Consider the following 16,736-nt stretch of genomic DNA (forward strand, 5'->3'; position numbering starts at 1 on the left):
CGGGCGCCGCCGTCAGCCCTCCTCGGTGCGGCCCTCCATGGCCAGCAGTTCCTCGTTGGGGATGGCCCCGCCGAAGCGGCGGTCGCGGGAGGCGAACTCCACGCAGGCGCGCCACAGGTCACGGCGGTCGAAGTCCGGCCACAGCACGTCCTGGAAGACCATCTCGGCGTAGGCGCTCTGCCAGAGCAGGTAGTTGGAGGTGCGCTGCTCGCCGCTCGGCCGCAGGAACAGGTCCACGTCCGGCATGTCCGGGTAGTACAGGTACTTCTGGATGGTCTTCTCGCCGACCTTCGACGGGTCGAGACGGCCCGCCTTCACGTCCTCCGCCATGGCCCTGGCCGCGTCCGCGAGTTCGGCCCGGCCGCCGTAGTTCATGCAGAAGTACAGCGTGAGCCGGTCGTTGTCCTTGGTCTGCTCCTGGGCGACCTGGAGCTCCTTGGCGACCGACTTCCACAGCCTGGGCATACGGCCCACCCAGCGCACCCGGACGCCGAGGGAGTCGAGCTGGTCGCGGGACTTGCGGATGAAGTCCCGGTTGAAGTTCATCAGGAAGCGCACCTCCTCGGGCGAGCGCTTCCAGTTCTCGGTGGAGAAGGCGTACAGGGAGATGTTGCGCACGCCGATCTCGACCGCGCCCTGGAGCACGTCCAGCACGCGTTCCGCACCGACCTTGTGCCCCTCGGTGCGCGGCAGCCCGCGCTCCTTGGCCCAGCGGCCGTTCCCGTCCATGACGATCGCCACGTGTTCGGGGACCAGCTCGCCGGGGAGCCTCGGCGCCCGGGCGCCGGACGGATGCGGCTCCGGCGCCCGGTACTCGCGGCGCTGGCGCCCCAGGATCCCGCGTACGGCCATGTGCTCCTCGTCTCCCTTGTGTCGCTGTCTCTCGGTGCCGTTACTTTTCCACGTACCTGAGCGAGCGCAGTCCGCGCTCCAGGTGCCAGTGGAGGTAGGCGGACACCAGCCCGCTGCCCTCGCGCACGTACCGCGGCTCGCAGGCGTCCGCGGTCGCCCAGTCCCCGGTGAGCAGCGCGCCGAGCAGGGCGAGCGTCTGCGGCGAGGGTACGACACTGCCGGGCACCCGGCAGTCGACGCAGACGGAACCGCCCGAGGCCACCGAGAAGAACCGGTTGGGCCCGGGCATCCCGCACCTGGCGCAGTCACCGAAGCTGGGCGCGTAGCCGTTGACGGCGAGGGAGCGCAGCAGGAACGCGTCCAGCACGAGATGCGGGGCGTGCTCGCCCCGGGCCAGGGTGCGCAGCGCGCCCACCAGCAGCAGGTACTGCTGCACCGCCGGCTCGCCCTCGTGGTCGGTGAACCGCTCGGCGGTCTCCAGCATGGCGGTCCCGGCGGTGTAGCGGGCGTAGTCCGTGACGATCCCGCCGCCGTAGGGCGCGATGGTCTCGCTCTGGGTGCACAGCGGCAGCCCCCGGCCCACCAGCTCGCCGCCCCTCGCGAAGAACTGCACGTCCACGTGCGAGAAGGGCTCCAGCCGGGCCCCGAACTTGGACTTGGTCCGCCGCACCCCGCGCGCCACCGCCCGCACCCGCCCGTGCCCCCGGGTGAGCAGGGTGATGATCCGGTCCGCCTCGCCCAGTTTCTGGGTGCGCAGCACGATGCCGTCGTCGCGGAACAGACTCATGGCTCCATTGTCCCGCACGGGCGGCACCGCCCCGTACGAGGCGGGCACACCGAGCGGCGCCCCGTACCGGGCCGTCCCCGCCGGCCCGGCCCGCGGGCGACCGCCCCGGCCGGGGAGCTCGGCCCCCGGGTGGCGGGGCCCTGGGGCAAACCCCCCTGTCCTTCGGCCGGTTGGCCGGATGGGGAAGGCGGAAGCGATCCGCGAGGCTCCTCCCATGACACAGCGCACACGCATCCGCCGCACCGCCGCCCTCGCCGGTGTCTCCGCCGTCCTCCTCGGCCTCCTGGCACCGGCCACGGCCTCCGCCTCCGCCTCCTCCGTGCCCGCGCCCGGCGGCCCCGGCGGTCTCGCCTGGACGGCGTGCCAGGGGGCCACCGCCGACCCCCGCCAACAGTGCGCCACCCTCCAGGTCCCCATGGACTACTCGAACCCCCGAGGCCCGCGCATCGGCATCGCCCTCTCCCGCGTCCCGAGCGGGAAACCGGCGGCCCGGCGCGGGGCGCTGCTCCTCATCCCGGGCGGGCCGGGCGGCTCCAGCCTCGACGACCCCTCGGGGCGGGGGCAGAGACTGCCGCAGGACGTCCGGGACGCCTACGACCTGATCGGCTTCGCCCCGCGCGGCCTCGCCCCCTCCGCCTCCGTCGACTGCGGGCTGGACCACGCCGACCTCGCCACCTCCAGGCTGCGCCCCTGGCCCGCCGCGGACGGCTCGGTCGACGCGAACCTGGCCACCGCCCGGCGCATGGCGGACGCCTGCCGGCGCAACGGCGGCGAGCTGCTGCGGCACATCAGCACCGCGAACGAGGCCCGCGACATCGACCGCATCCGGGCCGCGCTCGGCGAACGCAGACTGTCCGCGTGGGGCGTGTCGTACGGGACGTACGTCGGGGCCGTCTACAGCCAGATGTTCCCGCAGCGCACCGACCGCGTCGTCCTCGACAGCAACGACGACCCCGATCCCGCCCGCGTCGGCCGGGCCTGGCTCGCCGGGCACGAGCAGGGGGTGGAGGACACCTTCCCGGACTTCGCGGCCTGGGCCGCCGCGCCCGGCAACCCGGACCGCCTCGCCGAGCGGGCCGCCGACGTACGGCCGCTGTTCCTGCGGCTCGCCGCCCGGCTCGACCGCGAGCCGATCCCGTGGCCCGGCGCCAACCCGGAGGAACTCAACGGCAACGTGCTGCGCCAGACCATGCTGGACAGCCTCTACTCGCCGGGCAAGTACCCGGCGCTGGCGAAGCTGGTCCGGGCCGCGCTGCGGGGCACCGTGCCGCCCGCGCCCGCGGCGCCGCCCGAGGCCGTGCTGCAGAACGTCGCGGCCGTCGGCGCCGCGACCCTCTGCAACGACGTCGCCTGGCCCCGGTCCGCGGCGGTGTACGAGAAGGACGTCGCCAAGAGCCGGGCCGAGTACCCGCTCACGGCGGGCATGCCGCGCAACGCCATGGTGTGCGCCGCCTGGCCGTACGCGCCCCAGGAGCCGCCGGTGCGCATCACCGGCCGCGGGCCCTCCAACGTCCTGCTGGTGCAGAACGAGCGGGACGTCGCCACCCCGCTCAGCGGCGCTCTGAGGCTGCGCCGGGCACTCGGCGACCGCGCGGTCATGGTCACGGTGAACTCCACCGGGCACGACGCCTACCTCGCCAACGGCAACGCCTGCGGCGACCGCGTGGTCTCCCGCTTCCTGGCGAGCGGACAGCGGCCGGACGCCGACCTCCACTGCCGCTGAGCAGTGGGCTCGGTCAGCCGCGGTCGACCATCCAGGTGCCGTCCTCCTCGTCGTCCACCCGCACCTCGAGCTCGCGGACGCCCATGCCGGCGTCCCAGAGCTCCCGGAAGCGCTTCATCCGGTCCTGGACGTGGTCCTGGCGGGCGATGAGCCTGGTGCGGACGTTGACGTCGCGCAGGTCCTGGTCGATCTCGAAGGACGCCTCCTCGTCGTAGACGATGAAGTCGTTGGTGGTGCCGCGCTGGAGGTGCGGGGGGAGTTCGGGCAGGACCGCCACCCGTACCTCGATGCGCAGCAGCTCCTGCTCCTCGCACAGCCGCAGCAGCCGGTCGTCGAGCTCCCGGGCGCTCTCCAGCAGGAACACCCGGCGCACCGACACCCCGCGCTCCTCGATCGCCTCCTGCTGCGCCTGGAGGTAGCGGCTGGCGGGCTCGCTGTTCCAGAACTCGCGGTCGACGGAGGTGCTGGTGGCGCAGACGGACTGCTCCGCGGCCCGGGTGAGGGCGAGCATCCAGTCGTGGTTCTCGCCCGGGCACTCGGCGCTCAGATTGGTGAGGTCGGTCATGTATCCGACCACCCGCTTCATCTCCAGGCGGACGAAGGTGAAGAGGATGGGCGGCTGGGGAGCCAGCACCTCGGCGAAGCTCTTGGCCAGTTCCGGCACGTCGACCCGGACCCGGTCCAGCTGGGGGTAGGGGTCGGCGGGCCGCTCCACCTCGGTGACACGGCTCTCGATCAGCTGCCTGACGTCCTCCGAGTGCCGGGCCAGGGCCGCCCTCAGCTCCTCGTCCTGCCGGCGCAGTCCCTCGCGCACGGCGTCGGCGGTCTTGGCCAGCAGGCTCTCCGTGTTCCGGGAGTGCTCCTCCAGCCGCCGGTCCAGGCCGGCGATCCGCTGGACGAGCACCGCCGCGGCGGCGCAGAGCAGGGCGGTCGCCAACTGCCGCGGCAGCGCGGTCTGCGGACTCAGCAGCGCGGTCACGCACCAGGCGAGGGCGCCGAGGACGGCGCCGACGGCGAGCCGGCCCGCCCACCGGGGCGGGCCGGGGCGCCCCTGCCCCGGCTGGGCCGCGAGGGCCGCCCGAAGTCTGTCCCGGGCGCCTGCCGGGGGCGCTCCGCCCTGCGGGCCGGGGATCGCCGGCCCGGTCGCGCGCACCGTGGGGGACGCGCCCGCCGGGTCCTCGGGCTGGGGTGACTGTGCCGTGCTCATCTCGCTTCTCCCCCCGTTGGGATACGCGTCGGATCGGGATGCGGAACGTGCGTGGGGGTGCTGGTCGAGCCTGCGGTCAGGGTGCCGGCCCCACCTCCCGGTACAGCGCGGGGACGGCGTGCAGCGTGAGCTGGTCGCGGATGCGCTGCACCAGCGTCCGCCACTGCCGGGTGAAGCCGGGCCGCTCCTCCAGCGCCTCCCACAGCGGGGCCAGTTCCCTGGCCACCCGGGCCCGCGGCATCCACAGGTGCAGCAGGTGGTCGACGGCGGGCCGCAGCGCCTCGACCACGGCGGGCCGGTCCTGCGCCCGCTGCCTGGCCCGCGCGGGCTGCGTCCCGGAGCCCAGGGCGATGCCGTCGAGCATCCGGACGACGGTGGTGAGCAGCCAGTCGTGCAGGGCCAGGTCGTCGCAGAGTCCGGCGATCTCGGCGCTGTCGGTGCCCTCGGGCACCCGGAGCCGTACGGTGCGCAGCTCGTCCTCGGCGAGGGTGAACCGCTCGATCGACGGGCCGTCGCCGGGGCCGGCGGGCAGGGCGGCCCAGCGCAGCCGGGTGGGGCGGGACCTGAGCGGCGGGCGCTGGTCGAGCAGCGGATGGCGCAGCAGCCGGGTCAGCAGCCCGTCCGCGATGAGGCCGACGTCGAGCTCGCCGTGCCGGCCGCCGCCGAGCACGCCCTCGGCGACCGCCTCGTGGGGGAGTTTCCCGAACGGCTCGACCGTCGCGGGCCGCACCAGGTAGTGGCCCCACGGGCGCCGCTGGTCGGGCCCGGCGGCCGGCACGCGGAAGTACGCGGAGGTCTGCAGGACGCGTCCCTCGGTGAGCGCGGCCCGGGCGGCGACCGTCCCGACGGCGCGGACCCGGGCGCCGTTGGCACTGGGCAGGGTGCAGTCGACCCCGGTCAGGGTGTCGGGCGATCGGGCGTAGAGGTTGGGACGCTCGGAGAGCAGGACGCGTTCGTCCGCGCGCACTCCCAGGAGCTGGGCGGCGGCCCGGATGTCGAGCGCCTGCCCGGCCGGCAGCAGACAGGTGCGGATCTCGCCGCAGGCGAGTACGGCGTGCGACGCGGTCTCCTGCGGCATCGTCCCGGGCATGTCACGGCCCCGCGTAGAAGACGTAGGAGACGCGGTCGGCCACCGAGTCCGGGACGGCCGCGTTCTCGCGGGCGGACCGCTGGGCGACCTGGCGCAGTGCGTCCTGGTCCACCTCGATCTGGTCGAGCACCACCCGGACGGCGTGCTCGACGGGTAAGAACCGGTTGGGCAGCACCGAGCAGGTCCGGTAGGCGGCGAACGGGTCCGCACCGGGGTTGAGCCGGACCAGCGCGGGCAGCTCGTCCCAGTCCTCGGGGAAGCCGGCGGCGGTGTGCGGGTGGGGGACGAAGACGGGCTCGCCCTCGTTGCGCAGCAGGCCGAGGCGGGCGAGCTGCCACACCGCGGCGAGGAAGGGGCAGGACCAGGTGCGGTGTCCGTCGGGGTCGTCGCTGCGGAGTTCGACGTCCAGGAAGACGGAGTGGCGGCGGGCGGCGGTCTCCCTGGGCGGCTGCCAGGCGGCGGCCGGCTTCATCGCCTGCGGGGCCCGCGCCACGGGGCTGCGTTCGCCGTTGGCCAGCCAGCCGGTCTGCGCGGCCGGCGGGCGGTTGCCGTAGCTGCCGGGCGGCGGCGACTCGACGATGCGGCCGGCCACCGCCTCCGCGACCGGCACCTTGCCGGTGACCGCGCAGCCGGACTCGCGGGCCAGGTAGTCGACGACCAGCCCGGCCCGGTCGGCCTCCGCCAGCAGCAGCGGGACGAGCTCGGCGGGACTGGAGAAACGGGTGAAGTAGTCGTCTATCAGGAAACAGGTGCTGATGCGGGGGCGTCTGCCGCCGGTGCGGGCCGCGGCGGCGGCGCGCGCGGCCTCCACCCAGGGGCGGACCTGGGCGAAGTGCTCGCGCAGCCGCTGCGGACCGGCTTCGAAGTCCTCCATGTAGAGGTGCCCCAGCTCCAGGGAGAGGTGGGACAGCGGCACCGACTGGGTGCGCGGGTCGGCGGTGGTCTCGCGGAACACTGCCTCCGTCATGGCCGCCCCCAGTACGAGTCGTCCGTCAGACGCAGGGCGATCTCCTCCAGGGCCTCCAGGGTCTCCTTGTTGGCTATCTGGGTGGAGAGCACGTCCTCCTCGGTGATCAGCTGCTCACGCCACTGGAGGATGGGCTCCAGGGGCACGATCCCGAGGACGACGCTGTCGCCGATGCGGTGCTCGGCCGCGAGCCGGCGCAGTGCCTCGTCGCAGGCCTGCATCCACGCGGCCTGGGCGGGCGAGCCCTGGGACCACAGCGGCGACTCCGGGTCGGGCACGGCGGCCCGTACGAAGCGGATCGCGCCGCGCAGCGCCTGCTCGTCGTGGCCGCGCGCCACGCCGCCCTTGATGATGCCGTGTTCCCTGTGGACCAGGCCGGAGGCGGCGATCACGTGCTGCCGGGTCCAGCGGTGGAAGACCAGCCAGCGGAAGGGGACGTTGCGCATCCGGGGGTGGGCGGTCGCCGCCAGGACCATGTCGACGGCGTAGCTGCGGCCGGCGCTCAGGTCGACCACGGTCAGGTCGAACTCGCCGTTCAGCCGCAGCAGCAGATCGATGCAGCGTTCCAGTGCCTCCTCGCCGGTGGCGAACTCGCCGCCGCCGGCGTCCCCGGGAAGCAGGACCAGACGGCCGGACTGGTTGGGCCGGGCGCGCAGCAGGGGGTGCTCGGTCTGCCGCCAGACGTCGATCCTGGCCGGCTCGGCGATCTCGCCCTCCAGGTAGGAGTGCAGTCCCCGCTCCTCGGTGCCGCGCATCGCGCCGGGCACGTCGAAGACGGCGGCGGCCGTGGGCGAGCCGAAGTCGAAGTCCACGTAGGCGACGTGGTCGCCGGTGAGGGCGCGCTGGTAGGCCAGGTTGGCGCTGGTCACCGAGCGGCCGGTGCCTCCCTTGTCGGAGGCGGCGAAGACGAGCACGGCTTACACCTCCTGCGCCGCGGCGCCCCTGGCCTGGGCCAGGGTGTCGAGTTCCTGGAGCACCGGCAGGGCCAGGGCGAAGGCGGTGGCGGGCCGCTCGTCGACGAGGTCGCGGGCGTGGTCGAGCCGGTTCTCGATGCTGCGCATCGTCCGGCCCCGGCTTCCGTCCGCGCCGGTGGACGCCTCCAGTTGCTCCTTGCCGAACAGGTGGGTGGCCTCGCTGAGCAGTTCCCGGGCCAGTTGGGCCAGTTCCGGGCTGCGGATGGGCTCCTGCTCGTAGAGGTTGCGGGCGGCCACCAGGCATTCGGTGATGCGTTCGGTGATGCTCCAGGACAGCCGCGGGCCCGCGCCGCGGGCGTCCGGGTAGACGGCCCGGACGTCGTCCCACAGTTCGGTGCCGTCGCCCTCGTCGATCCGCCGGTCCCACAGGTGTTCGAAGGTCTGCTCGGCGAGGCGCAGCAGGCGGTCCTGGGCGTCGATGTTGCGGGAGAGCGTCGCGAGCTGGATGGTCCGCTTCAGGAGCTGGGCGGAGAAGTCGGTCATCCGCCACAGGAGCAGCCCGCCGGAGCGGTCGGAGCCGGCCAGCGGCATGGTGACGCCCGCGCTGTGCAGCCGGATGGTGGGGTCCTCCCTGGTCATCCGGCTGGTGATCCGGCCGCGGTCGGCCAGGCGCTCCATGATGGCGACGGTGCGGGTGAGGTCGTCGTCGGTCGCCTTCCGGCGGACCAGGTCGTGCACGAGGATGGCCGCGACGGTCAGGGAGAAGTACTCGGACTCCAGTCGCAGGCCCGTGGTCTGCCAGGGGAGGTCCTCCAACGGCCAGCGGTCGGCGCCGAACCGGGCGACGGCCGACCAGTACTGCTGGCTGAGCTCCCAGCGCAGGCGCAGCGCCTCGGCCAGTTTCTGCTGGTCGGCGTCGAGCAGGCCCAGGGTGAGGGTGCGCTCGGAGAACAGGTCCTGGATGCCGTCCAGGGCCACGACGGTGAAGTAGACGTAGGGCAGCCGGTCGGCGATGCCGTCGGGCTGGCCGGGGACCTGGACGTCCAGGTCGGTGACCTTCGGGGCGTCCTGCACCACGCCCCAGGCCCAGCCGCACTCGAAGAGCTGGCTCTCGTCCCGGATGCTCTCGTCGACCTGGATGCCGCGGGTGAGGCTTTCGATGATGGTGGCGCGCAGCGGGCGGAACCGGCGGGAGAACTGCTGGAGGACGGCCCGGTCGGACTGCCTGTTCTGCCCGATGACCTGGATCAGCCGCCGGCCCTGTTCGGACTCGGCGTCGAAGACGTTGACCGTGAAGGAGCGCAGCAGGCTGATCATCGCGGCGGTCAGCCGGGTGTTGGTGGCATCCCGCAGTTCCACGATCGCCTTGCGCACCTCGGGCCGGGTCGTGGTGCCCTCGTAGACCTTGAGGAAGCCGAGCGTGGCGAGGCAGAGCGTGACGGACATGGAGTACGAGTCCACGACCCCGAGCTGGCTCTGCTCGTGCGTCAGTTCGTCCGCGGGGTCGGAGGGTTTGAAGTAGTGCCCGCCGGCGAAGGTGGGGCTGTCGTCCGCTCCGGTGTGGGTGCGCATGAACTGGGCCAGCGCGGTGATCAGGTTGGGCGGGATCTCCAGGCGGCTGCCGACCCCTTCCAGGGCGCGCAGGACGTCCCGCTCGGTGGTGTCGGGCTGGTCGAGCCGGAACGCGGGGACCTCGGTGGCGGGGTACAGCAGGCAGAGCAGTCGCTCGGCGTCGGCGACGCTGCTCAGCCCGTCGGTGTCCCCCCAGACGAGCTTGCCGTCGTCGAACGAATGACGGGCCGTGGCCCGCCAGATGTCGAGCAGATGCTGCCGCGGCTTGATCTGCATCCCCGCACCCCTCGTACAGATCTCGTTGCCTGTGTTCCCACATGGTCCCCGTTCCTACGGGGCGGCAACCTCCGCATTGCGCCGCCCCAGGGCGAGGAGCATTCCCTCGTGCCCCGGCCGCACCACGTGGTCGAGATCGTGGATCGTCAGCCCCCCGCTGAACGGTTCCAGGCTCTCCGCGGCCAGGTCCCGGTTCACCCGGTAGGCCGGGTAATGGTGCTCGCCGACGTCGTAGCCGACCGATTCCTTCATGAACGCGACGGCGAACGGAGCCCCCTCGTTGAGCGCGTTCATGAAGCACCGTACGCCCCGCTGGAACTCCTCGGGGCACTCCGACATCGAATCGGCCACGAAGAACATCGTCCCGATGTCCCAGCGCCGCCGTCCGTCGAGGTCGAACAGGTTGGCCCGCTCCACCCGGACGATCTCACCGACCCTGGACCTCGGGTGCTCGACGGCACGGTGGGCCGGGCCCTGGCTGAGCACGTCCCAGAACGCGTCCCAGGCCGTGTCGTAGCCCTCCGGCCCGGTCTGCCGCTCCAGGTACTCGACGTTCGGGCGGGCGTACTCGAGCAGGAGCACCTTGGCGCACCAGGGCAGCATGGAGAGCGCGGGGTAGAGGTTCGCACCGGCGCCGACGTCCACGCCGCGCAGCGAGCCCGGGGCGACGTCCGCCAGGCATTGGCCGAAATGGTCGCGCATCAGCCGCACGATCAGCAGGTCGACCTCGAGCGGCGTCCGGTAGTTGTTGTCGACGTACACCTCTGGATCGAACTTCGACCAAGGTGCGTCAGCGTTGCGATCCATAGTCACCCTGCCGCGTTCCGTTTCGTCTTCCGAGCAAGTCCGTGTGCCGTGTTCGCGTGCCCTGGGAACGTCGGCATATGAAGCGGCAACCTCGTTCCCCGCACGGTAGGCCCACCGAGGGCGCACAGACAGCCGGGAATACGCCACTCCCCATGTGCAGGGGGCACTCGGGCGCACGTCAGCACACCTGGGCGCACACGCCAAATCGCCCTTGCACACGCGGAGTTGGGCGGCCCACTCTAGTCAGTACGAGCCGCCGGCCGCCATACCGATCCTTCATTCCTTCGGGTTACCGCGCCGGTGATCGTCGTGTTGACGTCCGCACGTCCCGACTGGGGGGTGGCATGACCGCCGAACCGCTGGAACGATCCCTGGACCGCCACGAGCAGCTCACGGCGCCGGCGCCGTTCGCCGACCCCCTGCCACTGGTCCTGCGGAGAGCGCGGGAGTCCGACCTGCCCGAACTCCAGCGGCTGGACGAGGAGGTCTTCCAGGAGGTCGCCTACCCGGGGTTCCTGCTGCGCCAGCTCTACGACATGTACGCGGAGCACTTCCTGGTCCTCGACGACGGCACGGACCGCCTGCGCGGCTATGTGCTGGCCGGTACCACGGCGCTGGGCCGGGACAGCTGGATCCTCGGCCTGGCCGTCACCCACGACCGCCGCCGCAACGGGCTCGGCCGGGAGCTGATGGTCGAGATCCTGGCCCGGCTGCGCCGGAGCGGGATCGAGGAGGTGCGGCTCACCGTGGAACCCGCCAACCGCGCCGCGATCCTGCTCTACCGGTCCCTGGGCTTCCGTCCCGAGGAACCCGACGCGGGCCTGCGCCGGGACTACTTCGGCCCCGGCATGGACCGCCAGGTGATGCGTCTGGACCTCACCTGACGCCCCTGAGCCGGAGCCCCGGCGGACCCCGGCCGGCCTCGGGGCTTCGGTTCTGACCGGGCCGGCCCGGGGAGCGGTGTCCGGTGACGGGGCAGCGCCCACTCCGTTCGGGCGGTGCGGGGGCACCGCGGGGCGGCGGAGGAGGGCGCCAGGGCGGAGCCATGACGGCCGGGGACGACATGGCCGGGGCCCCTGCCCAGAGGCTCGCGGCGGTGCCGGACCCCGCGGGCCCGGCGTGGTCCGAACGGGAGGCCCTGGCCGCCCCGGCGTGTCCGGGCCCGCCGCGGCGGCCGCACGGGGCAGGGTGTCGTGCGTCGCCGCCCGAGGGAGCAGCCATGACCTTCCCCGTTCCGCTGACCGGTGTCGTCCCGCCCGTGTGCACCCCGCTGACGCCGGAGCGCGAGGTGGACGTGGGCTCGCTGGTCAGGCTGGTGGACCATCTGGTGGCGGGCGGGGTGCACGGGTTGTTCGTGCTGGGGTCGACCTCCGAGGCGGCGTTCCTGACGGACCGGCAGCGCAGGCAGGTGGTGGAGACGGTCGTGGGGCACCTGGGCGGGCGGCTTCCGGTCCTCGCCGGGGCGATCGACATGACCACCGCCCGCGTCCTGGACCATGTGGCCTCGGTCACGGCGGCCGGCGCCCAGGCCGTCGTCGTCACCGCGCCCTTCTACGCCCGCACCGCCCACCCCGCGGAGATCTCCCGCCACTTCCGGCGCGTCGCGGCCGGCAGCGCGGTCCCGGTCCTGGCCTACGACATCCCGGTCTCCGTGCACACCCCGCTTCCCGCTCCGGTCGTCCTGGAGCTCGCCGCCGAGGGCGTGCTGGCCGGGCTGAAGGACTCCAGCGGCGACCTGGCGGGATTCCGGGAAGTCGTCACCGGGGTGCGCGGCGGGTCGGGTGCCGCCGGCTTCAGCGTGCTCACCGGCTCGGAGCTGCTCGTCGACGCCGCCCTCGCCCTGGGGGCCGACGGGGCGGTGCCGGGCCTCGCCAACGTCGACCCGCACGGCTACGTACGCCTGTACCGCTCGGCCCGGGCGGGCGACCTGGACGGCGCCCGGGCCGAGCAGGAGCGGCTGTGCGCGCTGTTCGGCATGACCCGCGCCGCGGACCCGGCCCGGATGGGGCCGGGCTCGAGCGCGCTGGGCGCGTTCAAGGCGGCGCTGCACCTGCGGGGCGTCATCGACTGCCCGCTGACCGCGGAACCGCAGATCCCGCTGTCCGAGCGCGAGGTGGCGCGGGTCGGCGGGTTCCTGGCCGCCGCGGGGTTGGCCTAGTGCCGCGGCACCGGCGGCCGTCGTCCGCGCGCCGGAGCGGGGTAGCCGTACCGCATGTACCTGCCGAAGCCGCTGAAGGCGCTGTTGATGCTGCTGTGCGTGTACGTGTTCCTCGTCCTGATGTTCCGCTACGGCCGCGGCGGCATGTCGTGGGGGCACTCGCTGCTGGTCGGGCTCGCCGCCGCGCCCGCCGCGCTGCTGTGGGGACGGCTGCGGGGCCACTGGAACGAGCGGGCCCGGACGGCCGGGAGGCGGTGGCGGGAGAAGCGCGGGCGCTGAGCCCCGGCGCCGCGGCACGGCCCGCGGCGGCGGACGCCGCGGGCCGGTGTCAGGACGGTGTCCGGGCGGCCTCCAGCAGGCGGGTCACGTCGTCGGCGCAGATGGTCAGGGCGGCGCCGACGGTGGCCAGGGCGTCGCGTTCGGCGGGGGTGTAGGGGCCGTCGGCCAGCGCGATACGGGCGCCCTGGAGGAGGATCGACTCGCGGCCGGCGCAGGCGAGGTGCGGGGCCAGCGGGTCGAGGGCCTCGTGCAGCTCTATGGCCAGGCCGGTGGTGCACGGCTGGTCCTCGTACACCCGGCCGGTGTCCGCGGCCAGCGCCTCGACCAGGGCTGCCAGCTGCTCCTCGGTGCAGTCGGCGAAGCCGGCCGCGCGGACGCCGGCCGCCGCGGTCTCCAGGGCCGTGCGGGAGCCGGTGCCGCCCGCGGACAGCACCGCGAGGGCGACGGTGTGCACGGCGTCGCGGAGCATCGCGGAGAAGCGGGTGGTGGTCGGATGGTCCAGGGTCTCGGTGCCGAAGTGGCCGCCGCAGGCGGCGCACCGCACGACCGGTCCGGCCCCGCCGCGCGGCAGCACGGGCACACCGAGGACGGTGAAGCGCCGCCGGCCGCTCAGCCGCTGGTAGTTGCGGTCGCCGCCGCAGCCCGGGCAGAAGAACTCCCCGTCGCCGACGGGTGTCCACGCGGTACGGGTGCCCAGAACCCGGGCAAGCCTGGTGGCACGGCCGTCTCGTCCCCGTACTGGCAGCACGTCGCACCTCCGTAACCACGCGGCAACATCGCCGCGCTGGCGTGATGTTAGCCACATCGGTGAGGCTGAGTCAGCACCCCGGACGAGACCTTTCCGTGACCTGGCCGGTAACCGACGCGCGAAGAACCGGGCCCCGGCCGCCCGTGTCGGCGGCCGGGGCCCGGAAAGTGCCGGTCGGAGCGATCAGCGGGCGGCCCGGTTGACGGCCGAGACGACCGCCTTCAGGGACGCACGTGTCGTGTTCGCGTCGATGCCGATCCCCCACAGGACCTTGTCCTCGATCGCGCATTCGATGTACGAGGCGGCCAGCGCGGAGGCGCCCTCGCTCATCGTGTGCTCCTGGTAGTCCAGCAGGCGCACGTCGACGCCGATGGAGTGCAGGGCGTCGAAGAAGGCCGAGATCGGGCCGTTGCCCGAGCCGGTCAGGACGGTGTCCTCGCCGTCCACCTGGGCCTCGACAGTGAGCGCGTCCACGCCGTCGGTGTCCGTGGTCGACTGGCCGTTCTTGACCTGGATGCGCCCCCAGGGGTTCTCCGGGTTCGGCAGGTACTCGTCCCGGAAGGCCGCCCAGATCTCGGTCGGCGTGACCTCGCCGCCCTCGGCGTCCGTCTTCGCCTGGATGATCTTCGAGAACTCGATCTGCATCCGGCGCGGCAGTTCCAGCTTGTGGTCGTTCTTCAGGACGTAGGCGATGCCGCCCTTGCCGGACTGCGAGTTGACGCGGATGACGGCCTCGTAGGAGCGGCCGACGTCCTTGGGGTCGATGGGCAGGTACGGCACCGCCCACTCGATGTCGTCGACCGTGACGCCCTTGGCCCGCGCGTCGGCCTCCATCGCGTCGAAGCCCTTCTTGATGGCGTCCTGGTGGGAGCCTGAGAAGGACGTGTAGACCAGGTCGCCCACGTACGGGTGGCGCGGGTGGACCTCCATCTGGTTGCAGTACTCCCACGTACGGCGGATCTCGTCGATGTCGGAGAAGTCGATCTGCGGGTCGACGCCCTGCGAGAACAGGTTCATGCCCAGGGTGACCAGGTCGACGTTGCCGGTGCGCTCGCCCTGCCCGAACAGGCAGCCCTCGACGCGGTCGGCACCGGCCATCAGCGCCAGCTCGGCCGCCGCCACCGCCGTGCCGCGGTCGTTGTGCGGGTGGACGGACAGGCAGACGTGCTCGCGGCGGGAGAGGTTGCGGTGCATCCACTCGAAGCGGTCCGCGTGCGTGGAAGGCGTCGAGCGCTCCACGGTGGCGGGCAGGTTGAGGATGATCTCGCGGCCCGGGCCCGGCTGCCAGACGTCCATGACCGCCTCGCAGACCTCCAGCGCGAAGTCCAGCTCGGTGTCGGTGAAGATCTCGGGGCTGTACTGGTAGCCGAATTCCGTCTCCGGGCCCAGCAGCTTCTCGGCGTACTCCATCACCAGGCGGGTGCCGTCGACGGCGATCTGCTTGATGTCGTCCTTGGAGCCGCGGAAGACGACCCGGCGGAAGACCGGCGCGGTGGCGTTGTAGAGGTGGACGGTGGCGCGCCTGGCGCCCTTCAGGGACTCCACGGTCCGCTCGATCAGGTCCTCGCGGGCCTGGGTCAGTACGGAGATCGTGACGTCGTCCGGGATCGCGCCCTCCTCCTCGATGATGGAGCGCACGAAGTCGTAGTCGGTCTGGCCGGAGGCCGGGAAGCCGACCTCGATCTCCTTGTAGCCCAGCTTCACCAGCAGGTCGAACATCGCGCGCTTGCGGGCGGGCGACATCGGGTCGATCAGGGCCTGGTTGCCGTCGCGCAGATCGGTGGAGAGCCAGCGGGGGGCGGTGGTGATCCGCTGCTGCGGCCAGGTGCGGTCGGGAATGTCGACCTGGTCGTACCGGCCGTACTTCTGGATCGGCATGGAACTGGGCTGCTGGCGATTGACCATGGTTGCGTGGGCTCCTCGGGAAGTCCGCTGACGGCGCGGGTGCCGGAAAGGACGGCCGACGGCGCAACGCCAGACTCCGCGGGGAGGGGGTCGGCCTCGACTACAGGCCCTCGCCGCGGCAGCTAAGGAGAAGCAGCCCGAAACGCATGATGCTCCGCAGCCTAGCCGAGCCGCGCCGGGCGCGTGGGCCCGTTCCAGTATGCGAAACCAGCGGGACGAAACGGACGAAACGTGTGCGACGTCACGTCGTGCGACCGCCCTTACCCTTCGCACCCAGGACACAACCGCCTTGCCCTGGTTTTTCACCAATCATGGTTGCGGGTAGTGACATCGGAGTAACGCAGTGCGATGGTGCGGGCATGACGACCCACGGGGGCTTCGAGCCCGTCTTCTGCACCATCGTGCCGCCGCACGTCCTCGACCGCCTCGCGCGGCACGAGGACCCCGCGCTCTCCGGCCCCGCGCGCCGCACCCTGGAACGCGACGCCATGGAGCGCACCCGCCGCCACCTGACCACCGTCGTCGGCGCCACGGCCGTCGCCCCGCCCGCCGGCAAGCAGGCCGAGCAGCCGCACCGCACCGTCTACGACGCCGGGCACGGCACCGACCTGCCCGGACGCAAGGTGCGCGGCGAGGGGCAGCAGCCCGGCAGGGACGCCACCGTCAACCGCGCCTACTCCGGCCTCGGCGCCACCTTCGAGCTGTACCTGAAGGCGTACGGGCGCGACTCCATCGACGGCCGCGGCCTGCCGCTGGACGCGACCGTGCACTACGACGAGAAGTACAACAACGCCTTCTGGAACGGCGAGCAGATGGTGTTCGGCGACGGCGACGGCGAGATCTTCCTCGACTTCACGATCCCGGTGGACGTCATCGGCCACGAGCTGACCCACGGCGTCACCCAGCACACCGCCAACCTGGAGTACTACGGCCAGTCCGGCGCGCTCAACGAGTCGCTCTCCGACGTCTTCGGCTCGCTGATCAAGCAGTACACGCTCGGTCAGACCGCCGCCGAGGCCGACTGGCTGATCGGCGCGGGCCTGCTCGCCCCGCACGTCACCGGGAAGGCGCTGCGCTCCATGAAGGCGCCCGGCACGGCCTACGACGACGACGTGCTCGGCAAGGATCCCCAGCCCGCCACCATGGACCACTACGTCCGCACCGGCAGCGACAACGGCGGCGTCCACATCAACTCCGGCATCCCCAACCACGCCTTCTACCTGGCCGCCACCGCGCTCGGCGGGCACGCCTGGGAGAAGGCGGGCCAGGTCTGGTACGACGTGCTGACCGGCGGAAACCTCAAGGAGGACGCGCTCTTCGCGGACTTCGCGACCCTCACCGTGAAGGCCGCCCGCGAACGCTACGGCGCCGGCGACGAACTCCAGGCCGTGAAGAAGGCCTGGGAACAGGTCGGGGTGCGGACGCTGTAGAGGCTGTGATTCACGGCGACG

At 72.7% G+C, this 16,736-nt stretch carries 15 protein-coding genes; 5 read left to right on the forward strand and 10 right to left on the reverse strand.

Translation table 11 applies throughout. The features are described 5' to 3' along the window. Positions 1-12: 12 nt before the first annotated feature. Both ACF061_RS03195 and recO read right to left on the reverse strand, forming a co-directional pair. Complete coding sequence (locus ACF061_RS03195) at positions 13-852, reverse strand: isoprenyl transferase (RefSeq protein ID WP_392265049.1); 840 nt, start codon at positions 850-852, stop codon at positions 13-15. Between the two features lie 40 nt (positions 853-892). Continuing rightward, positions 893-1,639, reverse strand: coding sequence for a DNA repair protein RecO (recO, locus tag ACF061_RS03200; RefSeq protein WP_392265050.1), 747 nt, complete (start codon positions 1,637-1,639; stop codon positions 893-895). Positions 1,640-1,853: 214 nt separating this feature from the next. On the opposite strand from recO, the gene ACF061_RS03205 reads away from it, so the two are divergent. Then, complete coding sequence (locus ACF061_RS03205) at positions 1,854-3,362, forward strand: alpha/beta hydrolase (protein ID WP_392265051.1); 1,509 nt, start codon at positions 1,854-1,856, stop codon at positions 3,360-3,362. A gap of 13 nt (positions 3,363-3,375) precedes the next feature. Here ACF061_RS03205 and ACF061_RS03210 read toward each other — a convergent pair whose 3' ends face one another. The 6 genes from ACF061_RS03210 to ACF061_RS03235 all read right to left on the reverse strand — a co-directional run bounded on the left by ACF061_RS03210 (position 3,376) and on the right by ACF061_RS03235 (position 10,195). Beyond that, positions 3,376-4,569, reverse strand: a complete 1,194-nt coding sequence (locus tag ACF061_RS03210; RefSeq protein ID WP_392265052.1) for a hypothetical protein — start codon at positions 4,567-4,569, stop codon at positions 3,376-3,378. 76 nt (positions 4,570-4,645) lie between these two features. Further along, positions 4,646-5,647: an SCO2521 family protein gene (locus ACF061_RS03215; RefSeq protein WP_392265053.1), complete on the reverse strand. Its 1,002-nt coding sequence runs from the start codon at positions 5,645-5,647 to the stop codon at positions 4,646-4,648. A gap of 13 nt (positions 5,648-5,660) precedes the next feature. Then, positions 5,661-6,626: an SCO2522 family protein gene (locus tag ACF061_RS03220; protein WP_392265054.1), complete on the reverse strand. Its 966-nt coding sequence runs from the start codon at positions 6,624-6,626 to the stop codon at positions 5,661-5,663. Next, a complete protein-coding gene (locus tag ACF061_RS03225; RefSeq protein ID WP_392265055.1) occupies positions 6,623-7,540 on the reverse strand; it encodes an SCO2523 family variant P-loop protein in 918 nt (305 codons plus the stop codon). The genes ACF061_RS03220 and ACF061_RS03225 overlap by 4 nt, the downstream gene beginning before the upstream one ends. Before the next feature lie 3 nt (positions 7,541-7,543). Continuing rightward, complete coding sequence (locus tag ACF061_RS03230; RefSeq protein ID WP_392265056.1) at positions 7,544-9,388, reverse strand: SCO2524 family protein; 1,845 nt, start codon at positions 9,386-9,388, stop codon at positions 7,544-7,546. A 54-nt stretch (positions 9,389-9,442) separates the two neighbouring features. Continuing rightward, positions 9,443-10,195 (reverse strand): SCO2525 family SAM-dependent methyltransferase, encoded by a 753-nt coding sequence (locus tag ACF061_RS03235; protein WP_392265057.1) that lies wholly within the window; start codon positions 10,193-10,195, stop codon positions 9,443-9,445. A gap of 344 nt (positions 10,196-10,539) precedes the next feature. On the opposite strand from ACF061_RS03235, the gene ACF061_RS03240 reads away from it, so the two are divergent. The 3 genes from ACF061_RS03240 (at position 10,540) to ACF061_RS03250 (ending at position 12,632) form a co-directional block, all read left to right on the forward strand. Next, on the forward strand, positions 10,540-11,079 hold the full coding sequence (locus tag ACF061_RS03240; protein ID WP_392265058.1) for a GNAT family N-acetyltransferase: 540 nt from the start codon (positions 10,540-10,542) through the stop codon (positions 11,077-11,079). A 335-nt stretch (positions 11,080-11,414) separates the two neighbouring features. Continuing rightward, positions 11,415-12,353: a dihydrodipicolinate synthase family protein gene (locus ACF061_RS03245; protein WP_392265059.1), complete on the forward strand. Its 939-nt coding sequence runs from the start codon at positions 11,415-11,417 to the stop codon at positions 12,351-12,353. A 54-nt stretch (positions 12,354-12,407) separates the two neighbouring features. Then, positions 12,408-12,632 (forward strand): hypothetical protein, encoded by a 225-nt coding sequence (locus ACF061_RS03250; protein WP_392265060.1) that lies wholly within the window; start codon positions 12,408-12,410, stop codon positions 12,630-12,632. Positions 12,633-12,681: 49 nt separating this feature from the next. Here ACF061_RS03250 and ACF061_RS03255 read toward each other — a convergent pair whose 3' ends face one another. Continuing rightward, complete coding sequence (locus ACF061_RS03255) at positions 12,682-13,380, reverse strand: TerB family tellurite resistance protein (protein WP_392265061.1); 699 nt, start codon at positions 13,378-13,380, stop codon at positions 12,682-12,684. Between the two features lie 183 nt (positions 13,381-13,563). Further along, entirely contained in the window at positions 13,564-15,285 is a 1,722-nt protein-coding gene (leuA, locus tag ACF061_RS03260; protein ID WP_392265062.1) for a 2-isopropylmalate synthase, read from the reverse strand. 359 nt (positions 15,286-15,644) lie between these two features. On the opposite strand from leuA, the gene ACF061_RS03265 reads away from it, so the two are divergent. Continuing rightward, entirely contained in the window at positions 15,645-16,715 is a 1,071-nt protein-coding gene (locus ACF061_RS03265) for a M4 family metallopeptidase (RefSeq protein ID WP_392265063.1), read from the forward strand. Positions 16,716-16,736 lie beyond the last annotated feature (21 nt).

The sequence above is a fragment of the Streptomyces sp. NPDC015220 genome, assembly GCF_043079345.1.
Classification (GTDB): domain Bacteria; phylum Actinomycetota; class Actinomycetes; order Streptomycetales; family Streptomycetaceae; genus Streptomyces.

Bases quoted from the DNA above. Each gene is read 5' to 3' on its own strand.
- ACF061_RS03220 (WP_392265054.1), bottom strand. From the start codon at position 6,626: ATGACGGAGGCAGTGTTCCGCGAGACCACCGCCGACCCGCGCACCCAG.
- ACF061_RS03235 (WP_392265057.1), bottom strand. From the start codon at position 10,195: ATGGATCGCAACGCTGACGCACCTTGGTCGAAGTTCGATCCAGAGGTG.
- ACF061_RS03205 (WP_392265051.1), top strand. From the start codon at position 1,854: ATGACACAGCGCACACGCATCCGCCGCACCGCCGCCCTCGCCGGTGTC.
- ACF061_RS03240 (WP_392265058.1), top strand. From the start codon at position 10,540: ATGACCGCCGAACCGCTGGAACGATCCCTGGACCGCCACGAGCAGCTC.
- ACF061_RS03250 (WP_392265060.1), top strand. From the start codon at position 12,408: ATGTACCTGCCGAAGCCGCTGAAGGCGCTGTTGATGCTGCTGTGCGTG.
- ACF061_RS03230 (WP_392265056.1), bottom strand. From the start codon at position 9,388: ATGCAGATCAAGCCGCGGCAGCATCTGCTCGACATCTGGCGGGCCACG.
- ACF061_RS03210 (WP_392265052.1), bottom strand. From the start codon at position 4,569: ATGAGCACGGCACAGTCACCCCAGCCCGAGGACCCGGCGGGCGCGTCC.
- recO (WP_392265050.1), bottom strand. From the start codon at position 1,639: ATGAGTCTGTTCCGCGACGACGGCATCGTGCTGCGCACCCAGAAACTG.
- ACF061_RS03195 (WP_392265049.1), bottom strand. From the start codon at position 852: ATGGCCGTACGCGGGATCCTGGGGCGCCAGCGCCGCGAGTACCGGGCG.
- ACF061_RS03245 (WP_392265059.1), top strand. From the start codon at position 11,415: ATGACCTTCCCCGTTCCGCTGACCGGTGTCGTCCCGCCCGTGTGCACC.
- leuA (WP_392265062.1), bottom strand. From the start codon at position 15,285: ATGGTCAATCGCCAGCAGCCCAGTTCCATGCCGATCCAGAAGTACGGC.
- ACF061_RS03215 (WP_392265053.1), bottom strand. From the start codon at position 5,647: ATGCCGCAGGAGACCGCGTCGCACGCCGTACTCGCCTGCGGCGAGATC.
- ACF061_RS03265 (WP_392265063.1), top strand. From the start codon at position 15,645: ATGACGACCCACGGGGGCTTCGAGCCCGTCTTCTGCACCATCGTGCCG.